This is a genomic window from Streptomyces sp. NRRL F-2580, from assembly GCF_000720115.1.
Classification (GTDB): Bacteria; Actinomycetota; Actinomycetes; order Streptomycetales; family Streptomycetaceae; genus Streptomyces.
The window spans coordinates 152,343-175,105 of record NZ_JOIR01000029.1 but is presented as its reverse complement, the minus strand read 5'-3'; the positions used below and the strand labels follow the sequence as shown (position 1 = coordinate 175,105).

Below are 22,763 nucleotides of genomic sequence, written 5' to 3'. Positions count from 1 at the left end.
TGCCGCATGCCCGCCAGCACGTCCGTACCGGCGCGCAGCCGCCCCTTCGGTGAGCGCCTGGCACCGGCCGCCCGGCTGCTGGTGTGCGCGACCGTCCCCTGGTTCCTGTGCGTGTGGCTCGGTACGAGCACGGCCCCCGTGCCGGCCGCCCTGCCCGCCGTCCTGATCCTGCGCGACGACGTGTTCGCGGCGCCCCGGCTGGCCCTGGAGCGGCTGGTGGGGGTGGTCGTGGGCGTGGTGCTGAGCGTGCTGGTCCTGCATTGGCTGCCGTCGGGCTCGCTGTCGTTCCTGGTCCTCGTCGTGTGCGCCTGCGCCGGGATGTTCCTGCTGCGCCACGACGGCTCACCCAACCAGCAGGTGCTGGTCACCGCGCTGGTGATCTACGCGACGCCGGTGCCCGGGTACCCGCTGGCCCGGCTGGAGGAGAGCGCGGTCGGCATCGCCGTCGTGGTGCTCCTCGGCCCGCTGCTGTGGCCCCCCGACCCGTACCGGGAGGCGGTGCGGGGCCTGGAGGAGTACCGCACCGGGCTGGGCGTCCTGCTGGAGCGGATCGCGGCGCGGGCCGCCGCCGGGCGGCCCACGGGCCCCGCGCCGGCGGACCCCTTCGCCCGCTGGCGCCGCCCGTACGAACTGTCCGCCGCGCTGGACCGCAAGACGGGACGCCTGCTGCTCCTGCCGCCCCGGCAGGCGCCGGCGTGGGCAGCGGACACGCTCCGTCCGCGGCTGCGGCTGGCCACGCGGACGGCGCCGGCCCTGCTCTTCCTCGCACGGGAGATGGAGATCCGGTCCTCCTCCGGCGACAGGGAACGGCGGGAGGCCGACGGGAAGCGGCCGGAGGCAGGCGGGGAACGGCGGGAGGCCGCCGGAAAGGAGCCGGAAGCCGGCGGGGAACGGCCGGGCGAAGCCAGCGGGGAACGGCCGGAAGCCGGCGGGGAACGGCCGGAAGCCGGCGGGGCGCCTTCGAAACCTTCGGAAGCCGCCCCGGGCGGGGCCGACGCGGCGGTGCGCGCCATGGCTCCGCTGGTCGGGGCGACCGCCTCGGCCCTCGACGCGGCCCTGCGCGGCGAGGACTGCGCGGACCGGCTACGGCTGGCCCGGGAGCTGGAACTGCGGCACCGGGCCGCCCATCCCGGCCGTCGTGACGCGGTCCTGCGGGCCGGGCTGCACCTCACCCACGAGGCGCTGGCCGAGCACCTCGACCCGGGCCCGGGCTGAGCCCGCCCGGCCTGCGCCGCCGCCCCCGCATGAGGTCGGTCACCCTCTCTGGACAGGGTGGACAACTCGCCGGTAACTTAATCTGAGCAAGCGCTTAGATTCAGGCGGCGGACTGCCGCGACCGAAGGGAGCCGGCCGTGCGCCGTACGGTGTTCAACGAGGACCACGAGGCGTTCCGCGAGACCATCCGCGCCTTCATCGAGGCCGAGGTCGTCCCCGTCTACGACGAGTGGTTCGCCGCCGGACAGGCGCCCCGCGACTTCTACTACAAGCTCGGCGAGCTGGGCGTCTTCGGCATCAACGTCCCCGAGGAGTTCGGCGGCGCGGGCCTGGACACCCACAAGTTCGAGGCCGTCCTGTACGAGGAGACCTCGCGCGCGGGCGTCAACTTCGGCGGCTCCGGCGTGCACGTGCTGCTCGCCCTGCCCTACATCAAGATGCTCGCCGACGACGAGCAGAAGAAGCGTTACCTCCCGAAGTTCGTCTCCGGTGAGGAGATGTGGGCGCTGGCGATGACCGAGCCGGGCACCGGCTCCGACGTCGCGGGCATGAAGACCACCGCCAAGCTCTCCGAGGACGGCACCCACTACGTCCTCAACGGCGCCAAGACCTTCATCACCGGTGGCGTGCACGCCGACCGCGTGATCGTCTGCGCCCGCACCTCCGCCCCGAGCGCGGAGGACCGCCGCTTCGGCATCTCCCTCTTCGCCGTGGACACCAAGTCCGAGGGCTACTCCATCGGCCGCAAGCTGGACAAGCTGGGCCTGCGCACCTCCGACACCGCCGAGCTGGCGTTCGTCGACGTGAAGGTCCCGGTCGAGGACCTGCTCGGCGAGGAGAACAAGGGCTTCTACTACCTCGGCGCGAACCTGCCGTCCGAGCGCTGGGGCATCGCCTTCGGTGCGTACGCGCAGGCCAAGGCCGCCATCCGGTTCGCCCAGCAGTACGTGACGGAGCGCACCGTCTTCGGCAAGCCGGTCGCGCACTTCCAGAACACCAAGTTCGAACTGGCCGCCTGCCAGGCCGAGGTGGACGCCGCCGAGGCCGTCGCCGACCGCGCCCTGGAGGCTTTGGACGCCGGTGAGCTGACCGCCGCCGAGGCCGCGTCCGCGAAGCTGTTCTGCACCGAGGTCGCGCACCGCGTCATCGACAAGTGCCTCCAGCTGCACGGCGGTTACGGCTACATGAACGAGTACCCGATCGCCCGCCTGTACGCCGACAACCGCGTGAACCGCATCTACGGCGGCACCAGCGAGGTCATGAAGTCCATCATCGCCAAGTCCATGGGCCTGTAGGGAATCCGGGCACTTACCCTTCCCCCATGAACGAGGCACTGACGTCGCTCCTCGATCTGCTCGACCTCGAGCAGATCGAGGAGAACATCTTCCGCGGTACCAGCCGCCCTTCGCTGGTACCGCGCGTCTTCGGCGGTCAGGTCGCGGCCCAGGCCCTGGTCGCGGCCGGGCGGACCGTCCCCGCGGACCGCACCGCCCACTCGCTGCACTCGTACTTCCTGCGCACCGGGGACACGGGCGCGCCCATCGTGTACTCGGTGGACCGGATCCGCGACGGGCGCTCCTTCACCACGCGCCGGGTCGTCGCCGTCCAGCACGGCCAGCCGATCTTCCACCTCTCCGCGTCGTTCCAGACGTACGAGGACGGCCTCGACCACCAGGTCTCCATGCCCTCGGCCCCGGACCCGGAGTCCCTGCCCACCGCGGCCGAGTCGCTGCCCGCGTACCGGGAGATCTTCCGCGACCCGGGCACGGTGGAGCGGCTGATCGAGACCCGCGAGGCGGTGGACCTCCGGTACGCCACGACCCCGCCCTGGGGCAGCGTCGGCGAACCGGTGGAGCCGCGCTCGCAGGTGTGGTTCCGGACCGCCGGCAAGCTGGACAGCGCCGATCCCCTGCTGCACACCTGCCTGGCCACCTACGTCTCCGACATGACCCTGCTGGACTCGGTGTTGCTCGCGCACGGCCGGGGCGGCTGGGCGGTGGGCGACGTGGTCGGCGCCTCGCTGGACCACGCGATGTGGTTCCACCGGCCGTTCCGCGCGGACGAGTGGCTGCTGTACGACCAGGAGTCGCCCTCGGCGGCCGCCGGCCGGGGCCTCGGCCAGGCCCGCATCTGGACCCAGGACGGCCGGCTGGCCGTGACCGTCATCCAGGAGGGCGTCGTCCGCGTCCCGCGCGCGTGACGGACACCGTGGCGGGGCTCAGTCCCACCAGAACCCCCAGAGGTTGCTGCCGGTGACCGCCTCGCCGGCGTAGGCGCGGATCGTGCCGCAGCCCTGCCATATGTTGTCGGGCGCGAAGGCGAAGTGCTCCGCGGCCACCGGCAGCGCCCGGGCGACCGTAGGCGGCGGGGCCGCGACCGAAACGTACAGCTCGTCGAAACCGAGGGCGACGACGCGGGCGCCGAACCGGTCCTCCCACGACCGCAGGACCGCGCTGATGCGGGCGGTGTCGTTCTCGTGGTTGGTCGGCCCGCACCAGCCCATCGCCGTGGGTACGTCGGCTCCGCGGGCGGCGGGGACCAGCGCGAGCCGCGGACTCGGCAGGGACCCGCTCCCGATCAACTCGTCTGCCAGCTCGCAGGCCGCGACCTCCGGGTCCGCTCCTCCCACCGGCCCCGCCTCGGCGAGCCCGGGCCAGTCCCGGCCGAAGGGAGCGATGATCTCATCCCCCTCCTCCCCCTCCTCGGGGTCGGGGACCACACCGTGCCAGAAGTCGCGCAGCACCGGCTCGACGTGGTGGTCGTCCGGGTCGGACATCCGCTGCGGCCGCAGCTCCCGGTCCCGCCACCACTCCTCCAGGCCCCGCCGGCCCTGGAGCAGCACCGCCTGCAACCCGGCGGCGGCCAGGGCCGGGCTCCGGTGCGCGGCGAGCGCCCCGACCCCCACGGGCCCGTCGGAGACCCACAACAGCGGCTCCCCCCGCACGCTCAGCACCCCACCAGCCGGCAACTCCAGCCCCAGAACCACCCCTTGAGGATCACCGACCAGCACGGCCAACGAGCGGTGCACCTTCGGCGTCTTCGGTGTCTCCGGCGTCTTCGACATACGACCGACCGTAGCCACCACCACTGACAACGGGCCTTGTGCACCGTGCAGGCCGCGGTGTCGGTGAGCGACGGAGGGGGTGAGGCCCTCGCGGACCTCACCCCCTCACTGGTCGAACCGGGCTCAGAGGACGATGTCGTATCCGGTCCAGCCGACGCCGATCAGGGTGCTGCCGGTGCCGGTGAAGTCGTGGAGCTCCCCGATACGGGTCACGCCGACTTGTTCCGGCTTGCCGTCGTTGTTGAGGTCGCCGGCGAACGGGTTCCATTCGCCGTTCCACCAGCCCTCGCCGACGACGCTGGGGCTGCCGAGGCTGATGGAACCGTTGCTGGTGTTCGGGTAGAGGTAGAGCTTTCCGTTGTTGCGGTGCGCCAGGACGTCGATCTTGTTGTCGTTGTTCAGATCGGCGAACCGGAGGGTGGGCCAGTCGGCAGCCCCCCAGCCGACGCCGATGGAGAACCGGCTGCTGAGGGCTTGGGTGCCGGTGCCGCCACTGTGGGGGTAGACCCACAGGTTGCCGCCGCCGTCACGGCCGATGACGTCCGTGCGGCCGTCGCCGTTCATGTCGCCGAAGCCGAGGTCCGGGTAGATGTTCCAGCCGGTACCGATCAGAACGGGGTTGTTGAGCGTCTTGGTTCCGGTCCTTCCGGTGCCCGGATACACCCACAGGTCCCCGAGATGGTTCCGCGCGACGATGTCGGTGTATCCGTCGTTGTTGAAATCGGTGGTGTACACGTTCGTCCAGTGATCACGCCACCAGCCGTTGCCTGCGAGGTACCTGTCGCCGAGCGTTTTGGTGCCCGTACCGCCGGTGCCCGGGTAGATCCAGAGATGACCGTTGACATCGCGGACCGCCACGTCCGTGTAACCGTCGCCGTTGTAGTCCGGCCGGCTCTGGGAACCGCTGGTCCACAGGCTCTGCCCGGAGGCGCTGTAGACGACGAGCACGCCGCGAGGCTGCAGTACCGCATAGGAGTACGGAGTGCTGGTCTTGCTGCTCCACAGTTCGGTCTTGCCGTCAGCAGCGTAAACGGCGAAGTTACCGTCGCTCTGCATACGGGCCGTGGCGCCCGGGCTCTTGGTCCCGGTGGCCCAGAGCTGCTTGTTGTCCTTGCTGGAGAGCACGAGGTTGCCGTCGGCCTGCATCAGCAGCTTGGAGTTGCCGCTGGCGAACTCCTGCCCCGAGGCCAGCGTGGTGCCGCTGGGGATGCGGGCGCCCGGCACGCCGTCGATCTCGAAGCGGGGCATGAAGGAGCCGACGGTGCTGCCGTCGGTGGAGAGCTTCCCCGGCCAGCCGACCATGGTGTTGTCGGACTGACGGGCCCACAGGTCGGGGACACCGTCACCATTGAGGTCACCGGAGGAGCTGACCTGCGGGTAGCCGGCCTGCGTCACACCGGAACCCACCCGGCTGCGGGTCTGAGTGCCCCACGTGGCCAGGTCGACCGCCTGTCCCTCTTCCGGGCTCTTCTTTCCGTAGGTGCGCAGAATGTCGCCGTTGGCGTTGTCCCTCAGCCACAGGTCGGGCACGCCGTCCTTGTTGAGGTCGCCGGGGGCGATGACGGTGTACTTGTCCCAGTCGGTGCCGCCGACGAGCACGGGTGCTTCGAGGGCGCCCCAGAGGGTGTTGTAGTAGGCCCAGAGCTTGTTGCCCTGCTTGACGAGGATGTCCGGAACCTTGTCGCCGTTGAGGTCGCCAGGGGCGATGATCTGCTCGGCGTCGGACCAGTGGTCGTCCTGGGGCCGGTCCGCGGTTTTCTCGGTGTGGTTGTCGACGGTGCCCTGGCCGTTGTTCTCGTAGACCCACAGCGTCTTGCGCGTCATGCCGGCCTGCTGCTCGAGAGCGAGCATGTCGTTGTAGCCGTCATCGTTCCAGTCGCCCAAGGCTGCCACCTGGGAGCGGGCGAAGGAGTTGGCGGAGCTGACGGTTGCGGAGAACTTGCCGTTGCCCTGGCCGGTGTAGGTCAGGAGGCTGCCGAAGAGGTCGCTGCTCCAGATGTCGCGGAAGCCGTCGCCGTTGAGGTCGTGGGGCACGTCCACCGTTGCCGTGCGCGCCGCGTAGAACTGGTAGGCAGCGGTGTCGGAACGGTTCCCGGCGGCATCCTGGCTGAAGGCGTAGACGAAGTGCGGGCCCGCGCCGGGCGGGGTGAGCTTAGCGGTGAAGGAAGCGCCCGCGGCGACGGAGGTGCTCCTCACCTCCGGGTCCCAGTCGGTGTAGTAGCCGTACCAGGTGACGTCCTTGTCGCCGTTGGCGGAGAGGACGAAGTCGCCTTCCTGACGGGCCTTGCCAGTGCCTTGGGGCCAGCCCTTCGTTCCGTCGGGGAAGACAGTCGAGGTGATCTTCGGAGCCTCCGCCGGCCGGCTACGGTCAACGGTGAACTTGCACGTCTGGGACCAGGCCGACTGCGCACCGTCCTGGTCGGTCGTACGCGCCCTCCAGGTGTAGCCCCCGTCGGGAAGGGAGGCGTCGGGCACGTTCCAGGTCGCGACCTTGCCGTTGTTGGCCGGAATGTGCTGGCTGGCGGCGAGGGCGCTCTGGCCGTCCCTGAAGATCTGGAACTCGGTGCTCAGGTTCCCCGAATCACGGTCTGAGATGGTCCGTTGACGCTGATGGTGGCATTGCCGATCGATCCGCCCTGGACGCAGGGCACCCAGGGGGAGGTCCCCAGGTCGGACGGCGTGTCCGGCGGATTGTTGTACTCGATCTCCAGCGTCATGGTCTTCGCGTCGAAACGCTTCCACTGGAACTCGTCGGTCTCGTCCGACGCGAACAGGCCCAGGGTCACGCTCGACCAGTGGTTGGCCGCGGACTGCTGCACCGCGGGCTCGCCCCGCAGATCTCGCTCGGCTACAGCTCCCAGTCCGTCGACGGCCGCACGGGTGCGTCCAACAGCCAGAGCTCGTGGATCGGTGACGGCTGGAACTGGGAACCCGGCTTCATCGAACGCAAGTACAAGTCCTGCAACGACGACAAGACCGGTGGCACCAATGCCACCAAGGTCGGCGACCAGTGCTGGTTCAACGACAACGCCACGATGTCGCTGGGCGGCAAGTCGACCGAGCTCGTGTTCGAGCAGGGCAAGGGCTGGCACCCGGCCACGGACTCGGGCGAGAAGGTCGAGAAGCTCACCGGTGCTACCAACGGCGACAAGGGCACCGCGGGCGTCGATGGTGTGGGTGAGCACTGGAAGATCACCACGATCGACGGCACGCAGTACTTCTTCGGCCTGAACCGTCTTCCCGGCTGGAAGGACAACGGCACGGCCCCTGACGACCCGACGACGAACTCGACCTGGACCGTCCCGGTCTTCGGCAACCAGTCGGGCGAACCCTGCTACAACGCCTCGTTCGCGAGCGCGTGGTGCCAGCAGGCCTGGCGCTGGCAGCTCGACTACGTCGTCGCCCCCGGCGGCAGCGCCATGGCGTACTACTGGAAGACCGAGACCAACAACTACGGCCGCAACTTCTCGGAGACCACCGGCAAGGCCACGGTCACGCCGTACATCCGTGGCGGCTGGCTCGACCACATCGACTACGGCCTGCGCTCCGACGCGGTCTACACCGGCAAGGCCATGGCCCAGGTGAAGTTCGACGTCAGCGAGCGTTGTCTCACCGGCTGCGGCACCTTCGACGAAGCCAACGCCACGAACTGGCCGGACTCGCCGTACGACATGTTCTGCAAGGACGGGTCCACGGAATGCAAGAGCCAGTTCTCGCCGACGTTCTGGTCGCGGATACGCCTCACCGGGATTAACACCAAGATCCTCACGGGCGGCGCGTACCAGGACGTCGACTCCTGGACCCTGGACCAGAACTTCCCGCCGGCGGGCGACGGCATCTCCACGCCCATGTGGCTGAAGTCCATCGCGCGCACCGCCAAGGGGGGCGCCGCGACGGACGTCCCGTTCGATCCCGTCACGTTCGCCGGTGAACCGCGCCCCAACCGGGTGGACAAGACCGGGGACGGCCTGGCCCCCTACATCCGACTGCGGATGTCCCAGGTCAACACGGAGACCGGCGGCACCATCGGTGTCACCTACTCCCAACAGGACTGCACGCCCACCGCGCTCCCGGCCGCGGACGCGACGAACACCACCCGCTGCTACCCGGTCAAGTGGGTGTGGGAGGGCGACGACTCCAAGCTCGACTGGTTCAACATCTACGTCGTCACCCAGATCGTGGAGGGCGACAACCTTGCCTCGACGCCCGACAAGGTGACCTCGTACACCTACGTCGGCGGGGCAGCCTGGGACAAGGACACCAGCGAGTTCACCAAGGCCGAGGACCGCGTCCACTCCATCCCACGCGGCTACGAACTGGTCCAGACCCGCACCGGTGCGGCCAGTGACCCGAAGACGCTGTCGGAGAGACGTTACTTCCGGGGCCTCGACGGCAAGGCGGTCAAGGACGGCACCGGGGCCACGGTCACGGACCGGCCAGAGTTCGCCGGCATGGTCCGCGAGTCGGCCACCTACGAAGGCGACGACACGAGCAAGCTCGTGAGCGCCACGTCCAGCACGCCGTGGCGTTCGGGTGAGGTGGCCAAGCGTCTTCGCCCCGGCCTTCCCAACCTCGTCTCCTACAAGACCAATGTCGAGAAGGAGTCGACCCGCACCACCGTCACCGGTGGCACCCGCACGACCGAGACCAGCCACCACTTCGACGAGTACGGCATGGTCGACTGGCAGTCGAGCACCGGTGACACCGCCAAGACCGGCGACGAGTCCTGCACGAGGACCAGCTACGCACGCAACACCGCCACCTGGATCCTGGACCGGCAGAGCCACGTCGAAACTGTCGCGCTGCCCTGCGAAACCACCGGCAGCACTCCGGGCGACGTCATCAGCGACACCCGCACCTACTTCGACAACGGCACGCTCGGCACCGTACCCGGCACGGGTCTGGTGACGAAGGCCGAGAAGATCAACGGCAAGGGCGACGGCTACGACACCACGTCGAGCATCCCGTCCACCTGCGGTGCGGACAAGAACCAGCTCTGCTACGACATGTACGGCCGGGCACTGGCGGCCGCCGACGCCTACGGAAAGGTCGCCACCACCGCCTACACGCCGGCCACCGGCGAGGTCCCGACCGCGATGACGGCGACCAACGCGCTGGGCCACACCGTCACCAGCCAGCTCGACCCGTTGCGCGGTCAGGCGACCAAGGTCACCGACCCCAACGGCAAGGTCACCACGACCGCGTACGACGCACTGGGCCGGGTGACGAAGGTCTGGGTGCCGAACTGGACCGCGGAGGCCAACCCGGACCTGCCGAGCCGGGTGTTCGAGTACACCGTCCGCAACAGTGGTCCCAACGTCGTCACGTCCAAGACGCTGACCCACGACTACAAGTACTCCGTCGTCCACTCCATCCAGGACGGTCTGCTGCGCGAGCGCCAGACGCAGACCCAGCCACCCGACCTGGCCGGCCGTCTGGTCACGGAAACCTTCTATGATACCCGCGGCCTGGCGTGGCGTTCCTCCGGTACGTACTACGCCGACGGCACGCCTTCGCCCGATCTGGTCACGGGACAGGAGCTCAACTACCCGTCCTCCACCGACATCCTCTTTGACGGTGCCGGCCGCCCGGCCTCGGTGATCGCCAAGAAGTTCGGCACCGAGACCAAGCGCACCACGACCAGCTACACCGGCGACACCATCACCGTCAGCCCGCCCCCGGGCGGCACCACGAGCACCACCGTCGTCGACGCGCTGGGCCGCACGATCGAGACCAAGCAGTACACCGACCCGGCTCGAACCGCCTCGCAGTCGACCGTCTACACCTACAACAAGCTCGGCCAGCTGAGCCAGGTCACCGACCCGGGCAACGCCAAGTGGACGTACACCTACGACGTCCGCGGCCGCCAGGTGGAGGTGAACGACCCGGACAAGGGCGTCACCAAGACGGCTTACGACATTGGTGACCGCGTCACCGATGTCACGGACGCCCGCGACGTCACCCTGCACACCGACTACGACGACCTCGGCCGTCCCGTCGCCACCAAGCAGGGATCGACGACTCTGACGTCGTCCGTCTACGACGTCGTGGCCAAGGGCCAGCCGGCCAAGTCCACGCGCTACGTCGACGGCAAGGCGTACACCTCGGAGGTCCTGGCCTACAACGACCTCTACCAACCTCTCGAATCCCAGGTCACCGTTCCGTCCACCCCCGACACCGGCGCCTTGGCCGGCACCTACAAGTGGACGAACACCTACAACATCGTCGGCCAGGTCCTCACGACCAGGCACCCGGCCATGGGCGGTCTCCCGGCCGAGACGGTCGGCAGCACCTACAAGTCGGTCTCCGGCCTGCTGAACAACATGGGCGCAGGCAGCAGTCGCCTCGTGTCGGCGATGACCTACGACCACTACGGCCGCACGATCCGCCAGGAGCTGGGCGCGTCCGGCCAGCGCCTGTACCGGACGAACGAGTACGACGAGCACACCGGTACCCTCACCCGCACCGTCGCCGACCGGGGAGCTTGCGCCCCAGCGGATCGAGGACACCAAGTACACCAACGACCCCGTCGGCAACCTGACGGCGATCGCTTCGGCCTACGGCCAGGACGCCGCCCGGACCACGGACACCCAGTGCGTCAACCTCGACTCCCTGCGCCGCATCACCGAGGCCTGGACCGACAAGGGCGAGACCTGCGCGACCGCCCCGTCGGCTTCCGTCATCGGTGGCGAGGACCCGTACTGGACCACGTACACCTACGACGCCGTCGGCAACCGCAAGACGGAGACCAAGCACAAGACCGCCTCGGGCCCGACCGCGGACACCGTCCGCACGTACGCGCCCCCTACGCCCGGTAAGCACGACCTGCCGAAGGTCACCCAGACCGGCACCGCCCCGCACGACGAAACCTTCACCTACGACGCGATCGGCAACACCAAGACCCGCAAGAGCGGCACGGGTGAAACCCAGTACCTCGACTGGGACGCCGAGGGACGCCTCAAATCCCTCGCACAGGGCACGTCCACGAATTCGTTCGTCTACTCGGCCACGGGTGAACGTATTCTGCGCAAGGAGAAGGACACCACCACGCTGTACCTGCCCGGGGACAACGAGCTGAAGCTCGACAAGGCCGGCACGATCACCGGGACCCGCTACTACGGCGATGTCGCGATGCGCACGGGCGGCAAGCTGACTTTCACTCTCAGCGATCACCACGGGACCGGCACCACCCAGATCACGGCTGATGCCACGCAGACGGTCACACGCCGCAAGACCGGGCCCTTCGGTGAGGCTCGCGGCAGCCAGGCCACAGCCTGGGCCGGCGAGAAGACCTTCGTCGGAGGCACGAAGGACAACGACAGTGGCCTGACCCACATCGGTGCCCGTGAGTACGACCCCATGATCGGCCGATTCATCTCCGTCGACCCGATCATGGACCTGAAGGACTCGCAGCAGCTCCACGGCTACACCTACTCCGCCAACAACCCCTTCACCTACTCCGACCCGGACGGCCTCCGGTACTTCGAAGGCGACAGCGACGGTGGCTTCGAGGCCGCTCCCGAAAAGGTCGTCGAAGCAGCCAGGAGGTACAGCGCCGGATACGGAAAGAAGTCCAGCGGGTGCGTGATCTATTGCGGTATCAATGGGACCTACTTCAAAACACCGGGGAAGGGGTCGAAGCCGGCACCGCCCCCCAAGAAGGTTGAACACGCCCTTGGCGCTCCCCTCACCACCGATCAATTCAAGTCGATGCGGCAAAACGGCTACCAAGGAACTTCCGACTACACAGTGGAAGAGCAGAAGACTTGGATGGAAATTCAGGACTGCGTGAAGGGGGGAGCAATATTGAGGAATGCAGAGGGAATAGCGAAACAAAGAAGAACGCGTGGGCGATCGAAGATTGGATCGACGAGAACAAGGACAGTATCTCCCTCGCGAACGAGACCGCTGGAACTATCGCCACGGTGTCCGCGGTGGGCGGCGCAGGGTGTGCCCTCTGGGGGAATATGCCGTGCGCTGCAGTCGGAGCGTCGATCGCCAAGTGGTCCATGGTCGGCAAGACCGTCATCCGGGTACCCATGGTCATCCACGCCTGCGGGTCCTACTCCAGCGGCGCCCAGGGTTGCACCGAGCAGATTCTCGGCTTCGTGGGGGACCTGTCTGGTGTAGCGTTCGGCTTTGTCGGCGAGGGAGCGATCGCGCAAACCATAGCCGACAGGGTCGTGACGACTTTCGGGTTCAGGGGGATGTGGCGAGAATGAAGAGGTCGACAAGCAATATACTGAAAGGCCTCCTCTATTCTGGAATATTCCTCACCATTCCGGTGATCGTCCTGGTCGAGGCCATTAGCTCGACGCACGACTCTTACCTCCCGCTTGCCGCGGCGTTGATGACCTGCCCCCCATTCCTGTGCATCATATGGCGATTCCAATTCGCCCCTGGATTGCGCATGGAGAAGGAGCACCTCGTTGTTCGCGAGCCGTATCGCACGGTATGTATTCCATGGTCGGAGATTTCTGAACTGAAATGGCGACGAACTCCCCTTGGGTATCATCTTTACTTGGTGAATAGAGCAGTCGGCGGAGGGAAATTTTGCCCTCGGGCCTTCCAACGAGTCCTGGGAGGAAAAAATGCAAGAATGCGGCTCTTGGTCGACATGGAAGCCATGCGACATGCCGCGTCCGGGGCGCCGGGAGGGCCTATGCGCCAGCAGCGGTCCAGCCTCGTACCGGAATTCGCCTCTGTCATCCTTTTCGTCCTCTGCCTGATCGTGACACTGGCCGGCCAGTGATCACGAGGGGTGGTCCGGCGGGCACTCCCCGCCGGGCAACCTCGGGGATCCCGGGGCTACATCGGCGCACGCGGTCATCGCGGCCGCGCCGAATTCCCCTGGCCCGGACACGAGGAAGCCCCGGCCGGATTTCCGGCCGGGGCTTTCCCCTGTCCGTTGTGGCGGCGCCTTCAGCTCAAACCCGCCGCCTGCAGGAGGTACGCCACCAGCGGGTCGTAGAAGCGGGGGTCGCGGACGTGGTCGTCCAGGGGGATCGCGACCTGGAGGGTGCCTTCGGCTTCGCCGATGAACAGGGCCGGGTCGTTGCAGTCGGCGTAGCCGACCGCGTCCAGGCCGCGCTGGGCCGCGCAGCCCGCCCAGCCGTGGTCGGCGACGACCAGGTCCGGCTGGGGGCGGCCCGAAGCCGTCAGGCCGTCCAGGATCGCGGCCATCGGCTCCGGGGAGTGGGTGTGCCAGAGCGTGGCGCCCCGCTCCAGGACCGCGACGTCGGCGAACTGCCACACCGAGCCCTCGTCGGCCACCAGGCCCGACGGGATGACGACGATCTCGCAGCCCGCGGCGCGCAGGGCCGCCGCCGTGGCCCGGTGGACGTCCAGCAGTCCGCCCGGGTGGCCGGTGGCGAACAGCACGCTCTGCCGGTCCAGCACCGCCTTGCGCAGCCGCGCCGCCAGCCGGTCCAGGCCGGCCACGGTCAGCTCCGGGTCGATGGTGTCCTGGCCGTACCGGAAGGCCGGGTCGTCCACGACCCCGCACCGCTCCGCCATCACCGCGAGGACGTCCTGCTCGTCCGTCCAGCGGTCGCCCAGCTCCAGCCCGAGCCAGTAGTGCCGGTCGCCGTTGGCGAGCTTGCGGTAGTGGGAGAGGTTGTTCTCGCGCGGGGTCGCCACCTGCCCCGCGATCCGCGTACGGACCAGATGGTCGATGAGTTCGGCACGGCTCGGCGTCTCTATCGGCTTCGGCATACGGGCCATTCTGCCGCCGCCCGGGCGGAGGCGGCGCGTCCATTCCGATCGGCGGACGCCCCGGGTCATGCCGTCAGCGCCCCGAACGCCCCGTGCGCGAGGCGGCGCAGCAGCGATTCCGTCGCCTCCCGGCCCAGGGCCGCCAGGTGGGGGGTGGAGTTCAGCAGGCCGAAGACCGCGTGCACGGAGACGCGCACCTCGGCCTCGGCGACCTCCGGGTGCAGTTCCCGTACGACCTCCACCCACAGCTCCACGTACTGGCGCTGGAGCTGCCGTACGAGCTTGCGGTCGGCCTCCCGCAGCCGGTCGAGCTCCCGGTCGTGCAGCGTGATCAGCGCACGGTCGTCGAGCGCGAAGTCGATGTGCCCGTCGATGAGGGAGGACAGGACCCGCTCCGGGGCGCCCGCCGCCTGCGCCACCCGGTGGCGGCCGCCGGTCAGCAGCCGCTCGCTGATGCCGACGAGCAGCTCGGCGAGCATGGCGTCCTTGCCCGCGAAGTGCCGGTACAGGCCGGGGCCGCTGATGCCGACCGCGGCGCCTATCTCGTCGACGCCGACACCGTGGAATCCACGCGCGGCGAAGAGGCGGGCGGCCTCACTGAGGATCTGCTCGCGACGGGTGGGGGCGGCCGCTCTGGTGCTCATGGGAAACCATTCTAGACAGGGCCGTTAGCGCTCGTTAACCTAGGCCGTACATGCGTTAACGCTTATTAACAGCGTGCACCGAGCAAGGGAGCTCGACCGATGCAGCAGGCACCAGTGCTGACGAGCGCCGCGGACCCGGCGTCCGAGGCCTGGCGGACCAACGAGGCCGCCCACCGCGAGCTGACCGAGGGCCTGCGCGCCCGGCTCGACGCGGCCCGGCTCGGCGGCGGCGAGAAGGCCCGCGCCCGCCACACCGCCCGCGGGAAGCTCCTCCCCCGCGACCGCGTGGACACCCTCCTCGACCCCGGATCGCCCTTCCTGGAGCTGGCCCCGCTGGCCGCCGAGGGCATGTACGGGGGCGCCGCCCCCGCCGCCGGGGTCATCGCGGGCATCGGCCGGGTCAGCGGACGCGAGTGCGTGATCGTCGCGAACGACGCCACCGTCAAGGGCGGCACGTACTACCCGATGACCGTCAAGAAGCACCTCCGCGCCCAGGAGGTGGCCCTGGAGAACCGTCTCCCCTGCCTCTACCTGGTCGACTCCGGCGGCGCCTTCCTCCCCATGCAGGACGAGGTCTTCCCCGACCGCGAGCACTTCGGCCGCATCTTCTACAACCAGGCCCGCATGTCGGGGGCCGGCATCCCGCAGATCGCCGCCGTCCTCGGCTCCTGCACGGCGGGCGGGGCGTACGTGCCGGCCATGAGCGACGAGGCCGTCATCGTCCGCAACCAGGGCACGATCTTCCTCGGCGGCCCGCCGCTGGTGAAGGCCGCCACCGGTGAGGTGGTCACGGCCGAGGAGCTCGGCGGCGGCGAGGTCCACTCCCGCGTCTCCGGCGTGACCGACCACCTCGCGGAGGACGACGCGCACGCGCTGCGGATCGTACGGAACATCGTGGCGACCCTGCCGGAGCGCGGGGCCCTGCCCTGGGCGGTCGAGGCTCCGGAGGAGCCCAAGGTGGACCCGTACGGCCTGTACGGCGCGGTCCCCGTCGACTCGCGCACCCCGTACGACGCCCGCGAGATCATCGCGCGGATCGTGGACGGGTCCCGCTTCCAGGAGTTCAAGTCCGAGTTCGGCCAGACCCTGGTCACCGGCTTCGCCCGGATCCACGGCCACCCGGTCGGGATCATCGCCAACAACGGCATCCTGTTCGCCGAATCCGCCCAGAAGGGCGCGCACTTCATCGAGCTGTGCGACCAGCGCGGCATCCCGCTCCTCTTCCTCCAGAACATCTCCGGCTTCATGGTCGGCAAGGACTACGAGGCGGGCGGCATCGCCAAGCACGGCGCCAAGATGGTGACGGCCGTGGCCTGCACCCGGGTGCCGAAGCTGACGGTGGTCGTCGGCGGCTCGTACGGCGCGGGCAACTACTCGATGTGCGGGCGGGCGTACTCGCCGCGGTTCCTGTGGATGTGGCCCAACGCCAAGATCTCCGTGATGGGCGGCGAGCAGGCGGCCTCGGTCCTCGCCACCGTCAAGCGCGACCAGATCGAGGGCGCGGGCCAGGAGTGGCCGGCCGAGGACGAGGAGGCCTTCAAGGCCCCGGTCCGCGCGCAGTACGAGGAGCAGGGCAACGCCTACTACGCCACGGCGCGGCTGTGGGACGACGGGGTCATCGACCCCATGGAGACCCGGCAGGTGCTGGGACTGGCCCTGACCGCGTGCGCGAACGCCCCGCTGGGCCAGAAGGATCAAACGCAGCCGGGCTTCGGCATCTTCCGTATGTGACGTGAGGACCTCACTGATGTTCAGCACTGTTCTGGTCGCGAACCGCGGCGAGATCGCGGTCCGGGTCATCCGCACACTGCGGGAGCTCGGCATCCGCTCCGTGGCCGTCTTCAGCGACGCCGACGCGGACGCCCGGCACGTACGGGAGGCCGACACGGCCGTCCGGATCGGTCCGGCGGCGGCCGCCGAGAGCTACCTGTCGGTGGAGCGGCTCCTCGACGCCGCCCGCCGCACGGGCGCCGAGGCCGTCCACCCGGGCTACGGCTTCCTCGCCGAGAACGCGGCCTTCGCCCAGGCCTGCGCGGACGCCGGGCTGGCCTTCATCGGGCCACCGGCCTTCGCCATCTCGCTGATGGGCGACAAGATCCGCGCGAAGGAGACGGTGAAGGCGGCGGGCGTGCCCGTGGTTCCCGGCTCCTCCGGCAGCGGCCTGACCGACGCCGAACTGGTCGCGGCCGCGGCGGAGATCGGCATGCCGGTGCTGCTCAAGCCCTCCGCGGGCGGCGGCGGCAAGGGCATGCGGCTGGTCCGCGACGAGATGGTGCTGGCCGAGGAGATCGCGGCGGCCCGCCGCGAGGCGAAGTCCTCCTTCGGCGACGACACCCTGCTGGTGGAGCGGTGGATCGACCGGCCGCGGCACATCGAGATCCAGGTGCTGGCGGACGCCCACGGGAACGTGGTGCACCTCGGTGAGCGCGAGTGCTCGCTGCAGCGCCGGCACCAGAAGGTGATCGAGGAGGCGCCGTCGGTCCTGCTCGACGAGAAGACGCGTGCGGCGATGGGCGCGGCGGCGGTCGACGCGGCCCGCTCGTGCGGGTACGTCGGCGCGGGCACGGTGGAGTTCATCGTCCCGGGCGGGGACCCCTCCTCCTACTACTTCATGGAGATGAACACCCGCCTCCAGGTCGAGCACCCGGTGACGGAGCTGATCACGGGGCTGGACCTGGTGGCGCAGCAGATCCGGGTGGCAGCCGGCGCCCCGCTGGGCTTCGACCAGTCCGGGGTGACGCTGACCGGCCACGCGATCGAGGCCCGCGTCTGCGCGGAGGACCCGGCGCGCGGGTTCCTGCCGTCGGGCGGTACCGTCCTGGCCCTCTCCGAGCCGGACGGCGGGGCCGTGCGCACGGACTCCGGGCTGACGGCGGGCGTGCCGGTGGGGTCGACGTACGACCCGATGCTGTCGAAGGTCATCGCGTACGGGCCCGACCGCGCCAGTGCGCTGCGCCTGCTGCGGGGGGCTCTGGCGGACACCGTGATCCTGGGTGTCCAGACGAACGCCGGTTTCCTGCGGAGGCTGCTGGCGCACCCGGACGTGGTGTCGGGCGACCTCGACACCGGGCTGGTGGAGCGCGACCTCGCCGAGCTCCTGCCGGAGGGGGTCCCGGGCGAGGTGTACGCCACTGCAGCCCTGCTGGCGCAGGGTCCCCGGGCTCTGCCCGGACCCGCTCCTCAAACGCCGGAGGGGCTGGGTGGGTGGGCCGACCCCTTCGACGCCGCCAACGGCTGGCGTCTGGGCGGCACGCCCGCCTGGACGGTCCACCACTTCCGCCTTCCCGGCCAGGATCCGGTGCAGGTTCGTACTCGCCCCCTGGGAACGGACTCCGAGCTCCTCATCTCGGACTCGTCCGGGCCAAATCCAGCCCCGCCGGCGTTTGAGGCGCGGGGGTCCGGGGGCAGCGCCCCCGGCGCACCGGCCCGCGGCCGGATCCTCACCCGCACCCCCGACACCGTCACGGTCGAACTCGACGGCGTCACGCACCGGTTCAGCCACGCCACCTCCCCGGAGGGGACCTGGCTCGGCCGCGACGGCGACAGCTGGCACGTCCAGGCGTACGACCCCGTCGTGGCGAACCTCAGCGGGGCCGGACGCGGAGGCGCGGACACCCTCGCCGCCCCCATGCCCGGCACCGTCACCGTCGTCAAGGTGGCCGTCGGCGACCGGGTGACGGCCGGGCAGAGCCTGCTCGTCGTCGAGGCCATGAAGATGGAGCACGTCATCTCCGCCCCGCACGCCGGCACCGTCACCGAGCTCGACGTGACCCCCGGCACCACGGTGGCGATGGACCAGGTCCTGGCCGTCGTCACCCCGGACGAGGAGGGCGAATGAACCGCCTGCCCATGACCGTTCCGGTCTCCGGCCTCCCGGCCCGGGTCCGGATCCACGAGGTCGGCGCGCGCGACGGGCTCCAGAACGAGAAGAGCGCCGTACCCACCGAGGTCAAGGCGGAGTTCATCCACCGTCTGGCCGCCGCCGGGCTGACCACCGTCGAGGCCACCAGCTTCGTGCACCCCAAGTGGGTTCCGCAGCTGGCCGACGCCGAGGCGCTGTTCCCGCGGCTCGCGGACCTCGACGGGGTGGCCCTGCCCGTCCTCGTCCCCAACGAGCGCGGCCTGGACCGCGCGCTCGCCCTCGGGGCCACCCGCATCGCCGTCTTCGGCTCGGCCACCGAGACCTTCGCCTCCCGCAACCTCAACCGGACCGTCGCCGAGTCCCTCGCGATGTTCGAGCCCGTCGTGGCCCGCGCGAAGCAGGAGAAGGCGCACGTCCGCGGCTACCTCTCGATGTGCTTCGGCGATCCCTGGGAGGGCCCCGTCCCGGTCCACCAGGTCGTACGGGTCGCGAAGTCCCTGCTGGACCTCGGCTGCGACGAGCTGAGCCTCGGCGACACCATCGGCGTCGCCACTCCCGGCCACGTCCAGGAGCTGCTCAGCAGCCTGAACGAGGCGGGCGTCGGCACCGACCGCATCGGCGTGCACTTCCACGACACCTACGGCCAGGCCCTCTCCAACACCCTCGCCGCGCTCCAGCACGGTGTGACCACCGTCGACGCCTCCGCCGGCGGCCTCGGCGGATGCCCGTACGCGAAGAGCGCCACCGGCAATCTCGCGACCGAGGACCTGGTGTGGATGCTCGACGGCCTCGGCATCGAGACCGGGGTCGATCTGGCCGCCCTCACCGCCACGAGCGTGTGGATGGCCGAACAGCTGGGGCGTCCCAGCCCCTCACGCACCGTCCGCGCCCTCTCCCACAAGGAGTAGTCACACCATGTCCCTCGACCACCGGCTCACCCCTGAGCACGAGGAACTCCGCCGCACCGTCGAGGCGTTCGCGCACGACGTCGTCGCCCCGAAGATCGGCGACCTCTACGAGCGGCACGAGTTCCCCTACGAGATCGTCGCCGAGATGGGCCGCATGGGCCTGTTCGGCCTGCCCTTCCCGGAGGAGTACGGCGGCATGGGCGGGGACTACCTCGCCCTCGGCATCGCCCTGGAGGAGCTGGCGCGCGTCGACTCCTCGGTGGCCATCACCCTGGAGGCCGGCGTCTCCCTGGGCGCCATGCCGATCCACCTCTTCGGCTCGGAGGAGCAGAAGCGGGAGTGGCTGCCGAAGATGTGCTCCGGCGAGATCCTCGGCGCCTTCGGTCTGACCGAGCCCGGCGCGGGCTCCGACGCCGGCGGCACCCGCACCACGGCCGTCAAGGACGGCGACGAGTGGGTCATCAACGGCTCGAAGTGCTTCATCACCAACTCCGGTACGGACATCACCGGTCTGGTCACGGTCACCGCCGTGACGGGCCGCACGGCGGACGGCCGCCCGGAGATCTCCTCGATCATCGTCCCGTCCGGCACCCCGGGCTTCACGGTGGCCGCGCCCTACTCCAAGGTGGGCTGGAACTCCTCGGACACCCGTGAGCTGTCCTTCGACAACGTACGGGTGCCCCTGGCCAACCTGGTGGGCGCGGAGGGCCGCGGCTACGCCCAGTTCCTGCGGATCCTCGACGAGGGCCGGATCGCCATCTCGGCGCTCGCGACCGGGCTCGCGCAGGGCTGCGTGGACGAGTCGGTGAAGTACGCCAAGGAGCGGCACGCCTTCGGCAAGGCGATCGGTGACAACCAGGCCATCCAGTTCAAGCTGGCCGACATGGAGATGCGCGCCCACATGGCCCGCATCGGCTGGCGCGACGCGGCCTCCCGGCTGGTGGCCGGCGAGCCCTTCAAGAAGGAGGCGGCGATCGCGAAGCTGTACTCCTCGACCGTGGCCGTCGACAACGCCCGTGAGGCGACCCAGATCCACGGCGGCTACGGGTTCATGAACGAGTACCCGGTAGCCCGCATGTGGCGGGATTCCAAGATCCTGGAGATCGGCGAGGGCACCAGCGAGGTCCAGCGCATGCTGATCGCCCGTGAACTGGGCTTCTCCGCCTAGCCGCAGGGTTCGTCCGGGTCCGGGCGGAACGAGGGGGCCCAAGAACTTAGGGCCCCCTTACCGTTTTCGGCCAAGGTTAGGCTAACCTTCCTCACGAACGGCTCAGTGGCCGCCCGGATACGCACGAAAACGGACATCGACATGCCCAAGTCCCGAACCTCCTCCTTCACCCGCCGCGGATTCATCGCGGCAGGCGGCGCCCTCGGCCTCGTCGCTGCGCTCGCCGCATGCGGTGGCACCGACTCGGCGAAGGGCGACGGCGGCAAGGACAACGGCGCTGCGGCCTCCGGCCCCTGGACCTTCAAGGACGACCTCGGCAAGGAGGTCAGCACCAAGGCGAAGCCGAAGAACATCGTCGCCTTCACCGGCACCGCCGCCGCGCTCTACGACTACGGCGTCCCGGTCAAGGGCGTCTTCGGCCCGACCAAGACCGCCGACGGCAAGCCCGACGTCCAGGCCGGCTCGATGGACATCTCCAAGGTCGAGATCCTCGGCAACGTCTACGACGACTTCAACGTCGAGAAGTACGCGGCCCTCCAGCCCGACCTTCTCGTCACCAACACCTGGGACGGCACGTACTGGTACGTCCCGGAGGCCTCCAAGGACAAGATCCTGAAGCTGGCCCCGGCCGCCGCGATCTCCGTGGGCGGCGACGCCACCCTCGACAAGGCGCTGGAGCGCACCGCGGACCTCGCCAAGTCCCTGGGCGCCGACATGAACGCCAAGACCGCCGTCGACGCGAAGGCCCGCTTCGAGGCCGCCGCCGCGAAGGTGCGCGAGGCCACCAAGGCCAACCCGGGCGTCAAGGTGCTCGTGGGCTCCGGCTCCGCCGACCTGTTCTACGTCTCCACCCCGGACACCTCGGCCGACCTGAAGTACTTCAAGCAGCTCGGCGTCGAGTTCGTCACCCCGGAGAAGCTGGACGAGGGCGGCTTCTTCGAGAGCCTCAGCTGGGAGAACGCCGGCAAGTACAAGGCCGACGTCGTCCTGCTCGACAACCGCACCGGCACCCTGCAGCCGGAGGAGCTGAAGGCGAAGGCCACCTGGGCCGAGCTCCCGGCGGTCAAGGCCGGCCAGATCACCCCGCGCGTCACCGAGCCGATCTACTCGTACGCCAAGTGCGCCCAGATCCTCGAGGACCTCGCGAAGTCCATCCAGAACGCCAAGAAGGTCAGCTGACCCGCTCGACCCGCGGCGCCCGGTGACCCCGGGCGCCCGTAGGCCGTTCCGACTTCCAGGGGGATCCTCCGCATGACCGTCACCACGTCCGACGACACCGCTCCGGCCGTCGCCCACTTCAGGTTCTTCGAGCTCGAAGTGGTCCGCACGCGCCGCCTCGGCCACTCGTTCCTGCGGGTCACGTTCGGCGGGGAGTCCCTGGCGGACTTCCGCTCGGGCGGCTTCGACCAGAGCCTGTCGCTCTTCCTGCCCCCGGCCGACCAGGAGCACACCGTGCTCCCGTCCACGGACGAGGACACCTGGTTCGCCGCCTGGCGCGGGATGCCGGACGAGGAGCGGCCGGTGATGCGCTCCTACACGGTGCGCGAGCAGCGCCGCACGCCCGAGGGGGCGGTCGAGGTCGACATCGACTTCGTCCTGCACGGCGACGCCTCGCCGGCCTCCCGCTGGGCCGGGCGCGCGGTCGCCGGCCGCCGGATCCTGGCCATCGGCCCGGCCGTCGCGGAGAACAAGTCCGTACGCTTCCAGCCGCCGGCCGCCACCGACGCGATCTGGATGTACGCGGACGAGACCGCCCTGCCGGCCGCGGCCTCGATCCTGGACCGGCTGGCCGCCGGGACCCGGGTCCGGGCCTGGTTCGAGGTCCCGCACGAGGACGACCGGATCGCGCCGGACACGCTCGCCGACGCGGACATCACCTGGATCGTGCGCGAGGGCCACGGCCGGGAGCGGACCGAGCAGGTGCTGAGCGTGCTGCGCTCGGCCGAACCGCCCGCCGCGGAGGTCCCGTACGTCTGGCTGGCGGGCGAGGCCGGCACCGTTCGCGCGGTGCGCCGCCACTTCGTGCAGGAACGATCCGTCGACCGCCGCGCGGTGCGTTTCACCGGTTACTGGCGGCTCGGCGCGAGCGAGGAGCAGCTCCTCGCCGAGGCGTACGCCGGCAAGGCCCCGAGCGAGGACCCGGCGTCCGAGCTGTAGTCAGCTGCCGTACCCCGCAAGCCCGTTGAGA

At 69.7% G+C, this 22,763-nt stretch carries 16 protein-coding genes and 1 pseudogene; 12 read left to right on the top strand and 5 right to left on the bottom strand.

Annotation, left to right across the window (positions count from 1 at the left end; all coding sequences use genetic code 11):
• Positions 1–6 precede the first annotated feature (6 nt).
• The 3 genes from IF88_RS40980 (at position 7) to tesB (ending at position 3,415) form a co-directional block, all read left to right on the top strand.
• Positions 7–1,215 carry an FUSC family protein gene (locus tag IF88_RS40980; protein ID WP_037807244.1) on the top strand — a complete coding sequence of 403 codons (1,209 nt, stop codon included), beginning with the start codon at positions 7–9 and terminating at the stop codon, positions 1,213–1,215.
• Between the two features lie 137 nt (positions 1,216–1,352).
• The gene (locus IF88_RS0127810; protein WP_030718239.1) at positions 1,353–2,510 is read left to right on the top strand and encodes an acyl-CoA dehydrogenase family protein; all 1,158 of its coding nucleotides are present in this window, start codon (positions 1,353–1,355) and stop codon (positions 2,508–2,510) included.
• Between the two features lie 26 nt (positions 2,511–2,536).
• Positions 2,537–3,415: an acyl-CoA thioesterase II gene (gene tesB / locus IF88_RS0127805; RefSeq protein ID WP_030718237.1), complete on the top strand. Its 879-nt coding sequence runs from the start codon at positions 2,537–2,539 to the stop codon at positions 3,413–3,415.
• Between the two features lie 18 nt (positions 3,416–3,433).
• Here the strand turns inward: tesB and IF88_RS0127800 are convergent, their stop codons facing one another.
• From IF88_RS0127800 to IF88_RS48315, 3 genes are all read right to left on the bottom strand, one after another.
• Positions 3,434–4,279 carry a DUF4253 domain-containing protein gene (locus IF88_RS0127800; RefSeq protein ID WP_078893183.1) on the bottom strand — a complete coding sequence of 282 codons (846 nt, stop codon included), beginning with the start codon at positions 4,277–4,279 and terminating at the stop codon, positions 3,434–3,436.
• Between the two features lie 123 nt (positions 4,280–4,402).
• Positions 4,403–6,754, bottom strand: coding sequence for an FG-GAP-like repeat-containing protein (locus IF88_RS0127795; RefSeq protein WP_030718233.1), 2,352 nt, complete (start codon positions 6,752–6,754; stop codon positions 4,403–4,405).
• Positions 6,755–6,846: 92 nt separating this feature from the next.
• A complete protein-coding gene (locus IF88_RS48315; protein WP_234323723.1) occupies positions 6,847–7,098 on the bottom strand; it encodes a hypothetical protein in 252 nt (83 codons plus the stop codon).
• Between IF88_RS48315 and IF88_RS40975 the strand changes: the two genes are divergently transcribed.
• From IF88_RS40975 to IF88_RS48305, 3 genes and pseudogenes are all read left to right on the top strand, one after another.
• Positions 7,075–11,097: an RHS repeat protein gene (locus IF88_RS40975; RefSeq protein ID WP_051837657.1), complete on the top strand. Its 4,023-nt coding sequence runs from the start codon at positions 7,075–7,077 to the stop codon at positions 11,095–11,097. The genes IF88_RS48315 and IF88_RS40975 overlap by 24 nt on opposite strands.
• Before the next feature lie 313 nt (positions 11,098–11,410).
• Positions 11,411–11,695 (top strand): annotated as a pseudogene (locus IF88_RS48310) (RHS repeat-associated core domain-containing protein); the annotation flags it as partial.
• A 350-nt stretch (positions 11,696–12,045) separates the two neighbouring features.
• On the top strand, positions 12,046–12,501 hold the full coding sequence (locus IF88_RS48305) for a hypothetical protein (protein WP_234323725.1): 456 nt from the start codon (positions 12,046–12,048) through the stop codon (positions 12,499–12,501).
• Positions 12,502–13,201: 700 nt separating this feature from the next.
• Here IF88_RS48305 and IF88_RS0127775 read toward each other — a convergent pair.
• Entirely contained in the window at positions 13,202–14,002 is an 801-nt protein-coding gene (locus IF88_RS0127775; RefSeq protein WP_030718227.1) for a phosphatase, read from the bottom strand.
• A gap of 56 nt (positions 14,003–14,058) precedes the next feature.
• Positions 14,059–14,637, bottom strand: coding sequence for a TetR/AcrR family transcriptional regulator (locus IF88_RS0127770; protein ID WP_030718224.1), 579 nt, complete (start codon positions 14,635–14,637; stop codon positions 14,059–14,061).
• 99 nt (positions 14,638–14,736) lie between these two features.
• Between IF88_RS0127770 and IF88_RS0127765 the strand changes: the two genes are divergently transcribed.
• The 6 genes from IF88_RS0127765 to IF88_RS0127740 all read left to right on the top strand — a co-directional run bounded on the left by IF88_RS0127765 (position 14,737) and on the right by IF88_RS0127740 (position 22,732).
• Entirely contained in the window at positions 14,737–16,368 is a 1,632-nt protein-coding gene (locus IF88_RS0127765) for a carboxyl transferase domain-containing protein (protein ID WP_030718222.1), read from the top strand.
• A 16-nt stretch (positions 16,369–16,384) separates the two neighbouring features.
• Positions 16,385–18,475 (top strand): biotin carboxylase N-terminal domain-containing protein, encoded by a 2,091-nt coding sequence (locus IF88_RS0127760; RefSeq protein WP_030718219.1) that lies wholly within the window; start codon positions 16,385–16,387, stop codon positions 18,473–18,475.
• Positions 18,472–19,407 carry a hydroxymethylglutaryl-CoA lyase gene (locus tag IF88_RS0127755; RefSeq protein WP_030718216.1) on the top strand — a complete coding sequence of 312 codons (936 nt, stop codon included), beginning with the start codon at positions 18,472–18,474 and terminating at the stop codon, positions 19,405–19,407. Before IF88_RS0127760 ends, IF88_RS0127755 begins: the two co-directional genes overlap by 4 nt.
• Before the next feature lie 7 nt (positions 19,408–19,414).
• Positions 19,415–20,575, top strand: coding sequence for an acyl-CoA dehydrogenase family protein (locus tag IF88_RS0127750; RefSeq protein ID WP_030718213.1), 1,161 nt, complete (start codon positions 19,415–19,417; stop codon positions 20,573–20,575).
• Between the two features lie 141 nt (positions 20,576–20,716).
• A complete protein-coding gene (locus tag IF88_RS0127745) occupies positions 20,717–21,754 on the top strand; it encodes an ABC transporter substrate-binding protein (RefSeq protein WP_030718209.1) in 1,038 nt (345 codons plus the stop codon).
• Positions 21,755–21,826: 72 nt separating this feature from the next.
• Positions 21,827–22,732, top strand: coding sequence for a siderophore-interacting protein (locus tag IF88_RS0127740; protein WP_030718206.1), 906 nt, complete (start codon positions 21,827–21,829; stop codon positions 22,730–22,732).
• Positions 22,733–22,763: the final 31 nt, after the last annotated feature.

Excerpts from the sequence above, each read along its gene's own strand:
- IF88_RS40980 (WP_037807244.1), top strand. The coding sequence starts at position 7 with ATGCCCGCCAGCACGTCCGTACCGGCGCGCAGCCGCCCCTTCGGTGAG.
- tesB (WP_030718237.1), top strand. The coding sequence starts at position 2,537 with ATGAACGAGGCACTGACGTCGCTCCTCGATCTGCTCGACCTCGAGCAG.
- IF88_RS0127800 (WP_078893183.1), bottom strand. The coding sequence starts at position 4,279 with ATGTCGAAGACGCCGGAGACACCGAAGACGCCGAAGGTGCACCGCTCG.
- IF88_RS0127775 (WP_030718227.1), bottom strand. The coding sequence starts at position 14,002 with ATGGCCCGTATGCCGAAGCCGATAGAGACGCCGAGCCGTGCCGAACTC.
- IF88_RS0127770 (WP_030718224.1), bottom strand. The coding sequence starts at position 14,637 with ATGAGCACCAGAGCGGCCGCCCCCACCCGTCGCGAGCAGATCCTCAGT.
- IF88_RS0127765 (WP_030718222.1), top strand. The coding sequence starts at position 14,737 with ATGCAGCAGGCACCAGTGCTGACGAGCGCCGCGGACCCGGCGTCCGAG.
- IF88_RS0127760 (WP_030718219.1), top strand. The coding sequence starts at position 16,385 with ATGTTCAGCACTGTTCTGGTCGCGAACCGCGGCGAGATCGCGGTCCGG.
- IF88_RS0127755 (WP_030718216.1), top strand. The coding sequence starts at position 18,472 with ATGAACCGCCTGCCCATGACCGTTCCGGTCTCCGGCCTCCCGGCCCGG.
- IF88_RS0127750 (WP_030718213.1), top strand. The coding sequence starts at position 19,415 with ATGTCCCTCGACCACCGGCTCACCCCTGAGCACGAGGAACTCCGCCGC.
- IF88_RS0127745 (WP_030718209.1), top strand. The coding sequence starts at position 20,717 with ATGCCCAAGTCCCGAACCTCCTCCTTCACCCGCCGCGGATTCATCGCG.
- IF88_RS0127740 (WP_030718206.1), top strand. The coding sequence starts at position 21,827 with ATGACCGTCACCACGTCCGACGACACCGCTCCGGCCGTCGCCCACTTC.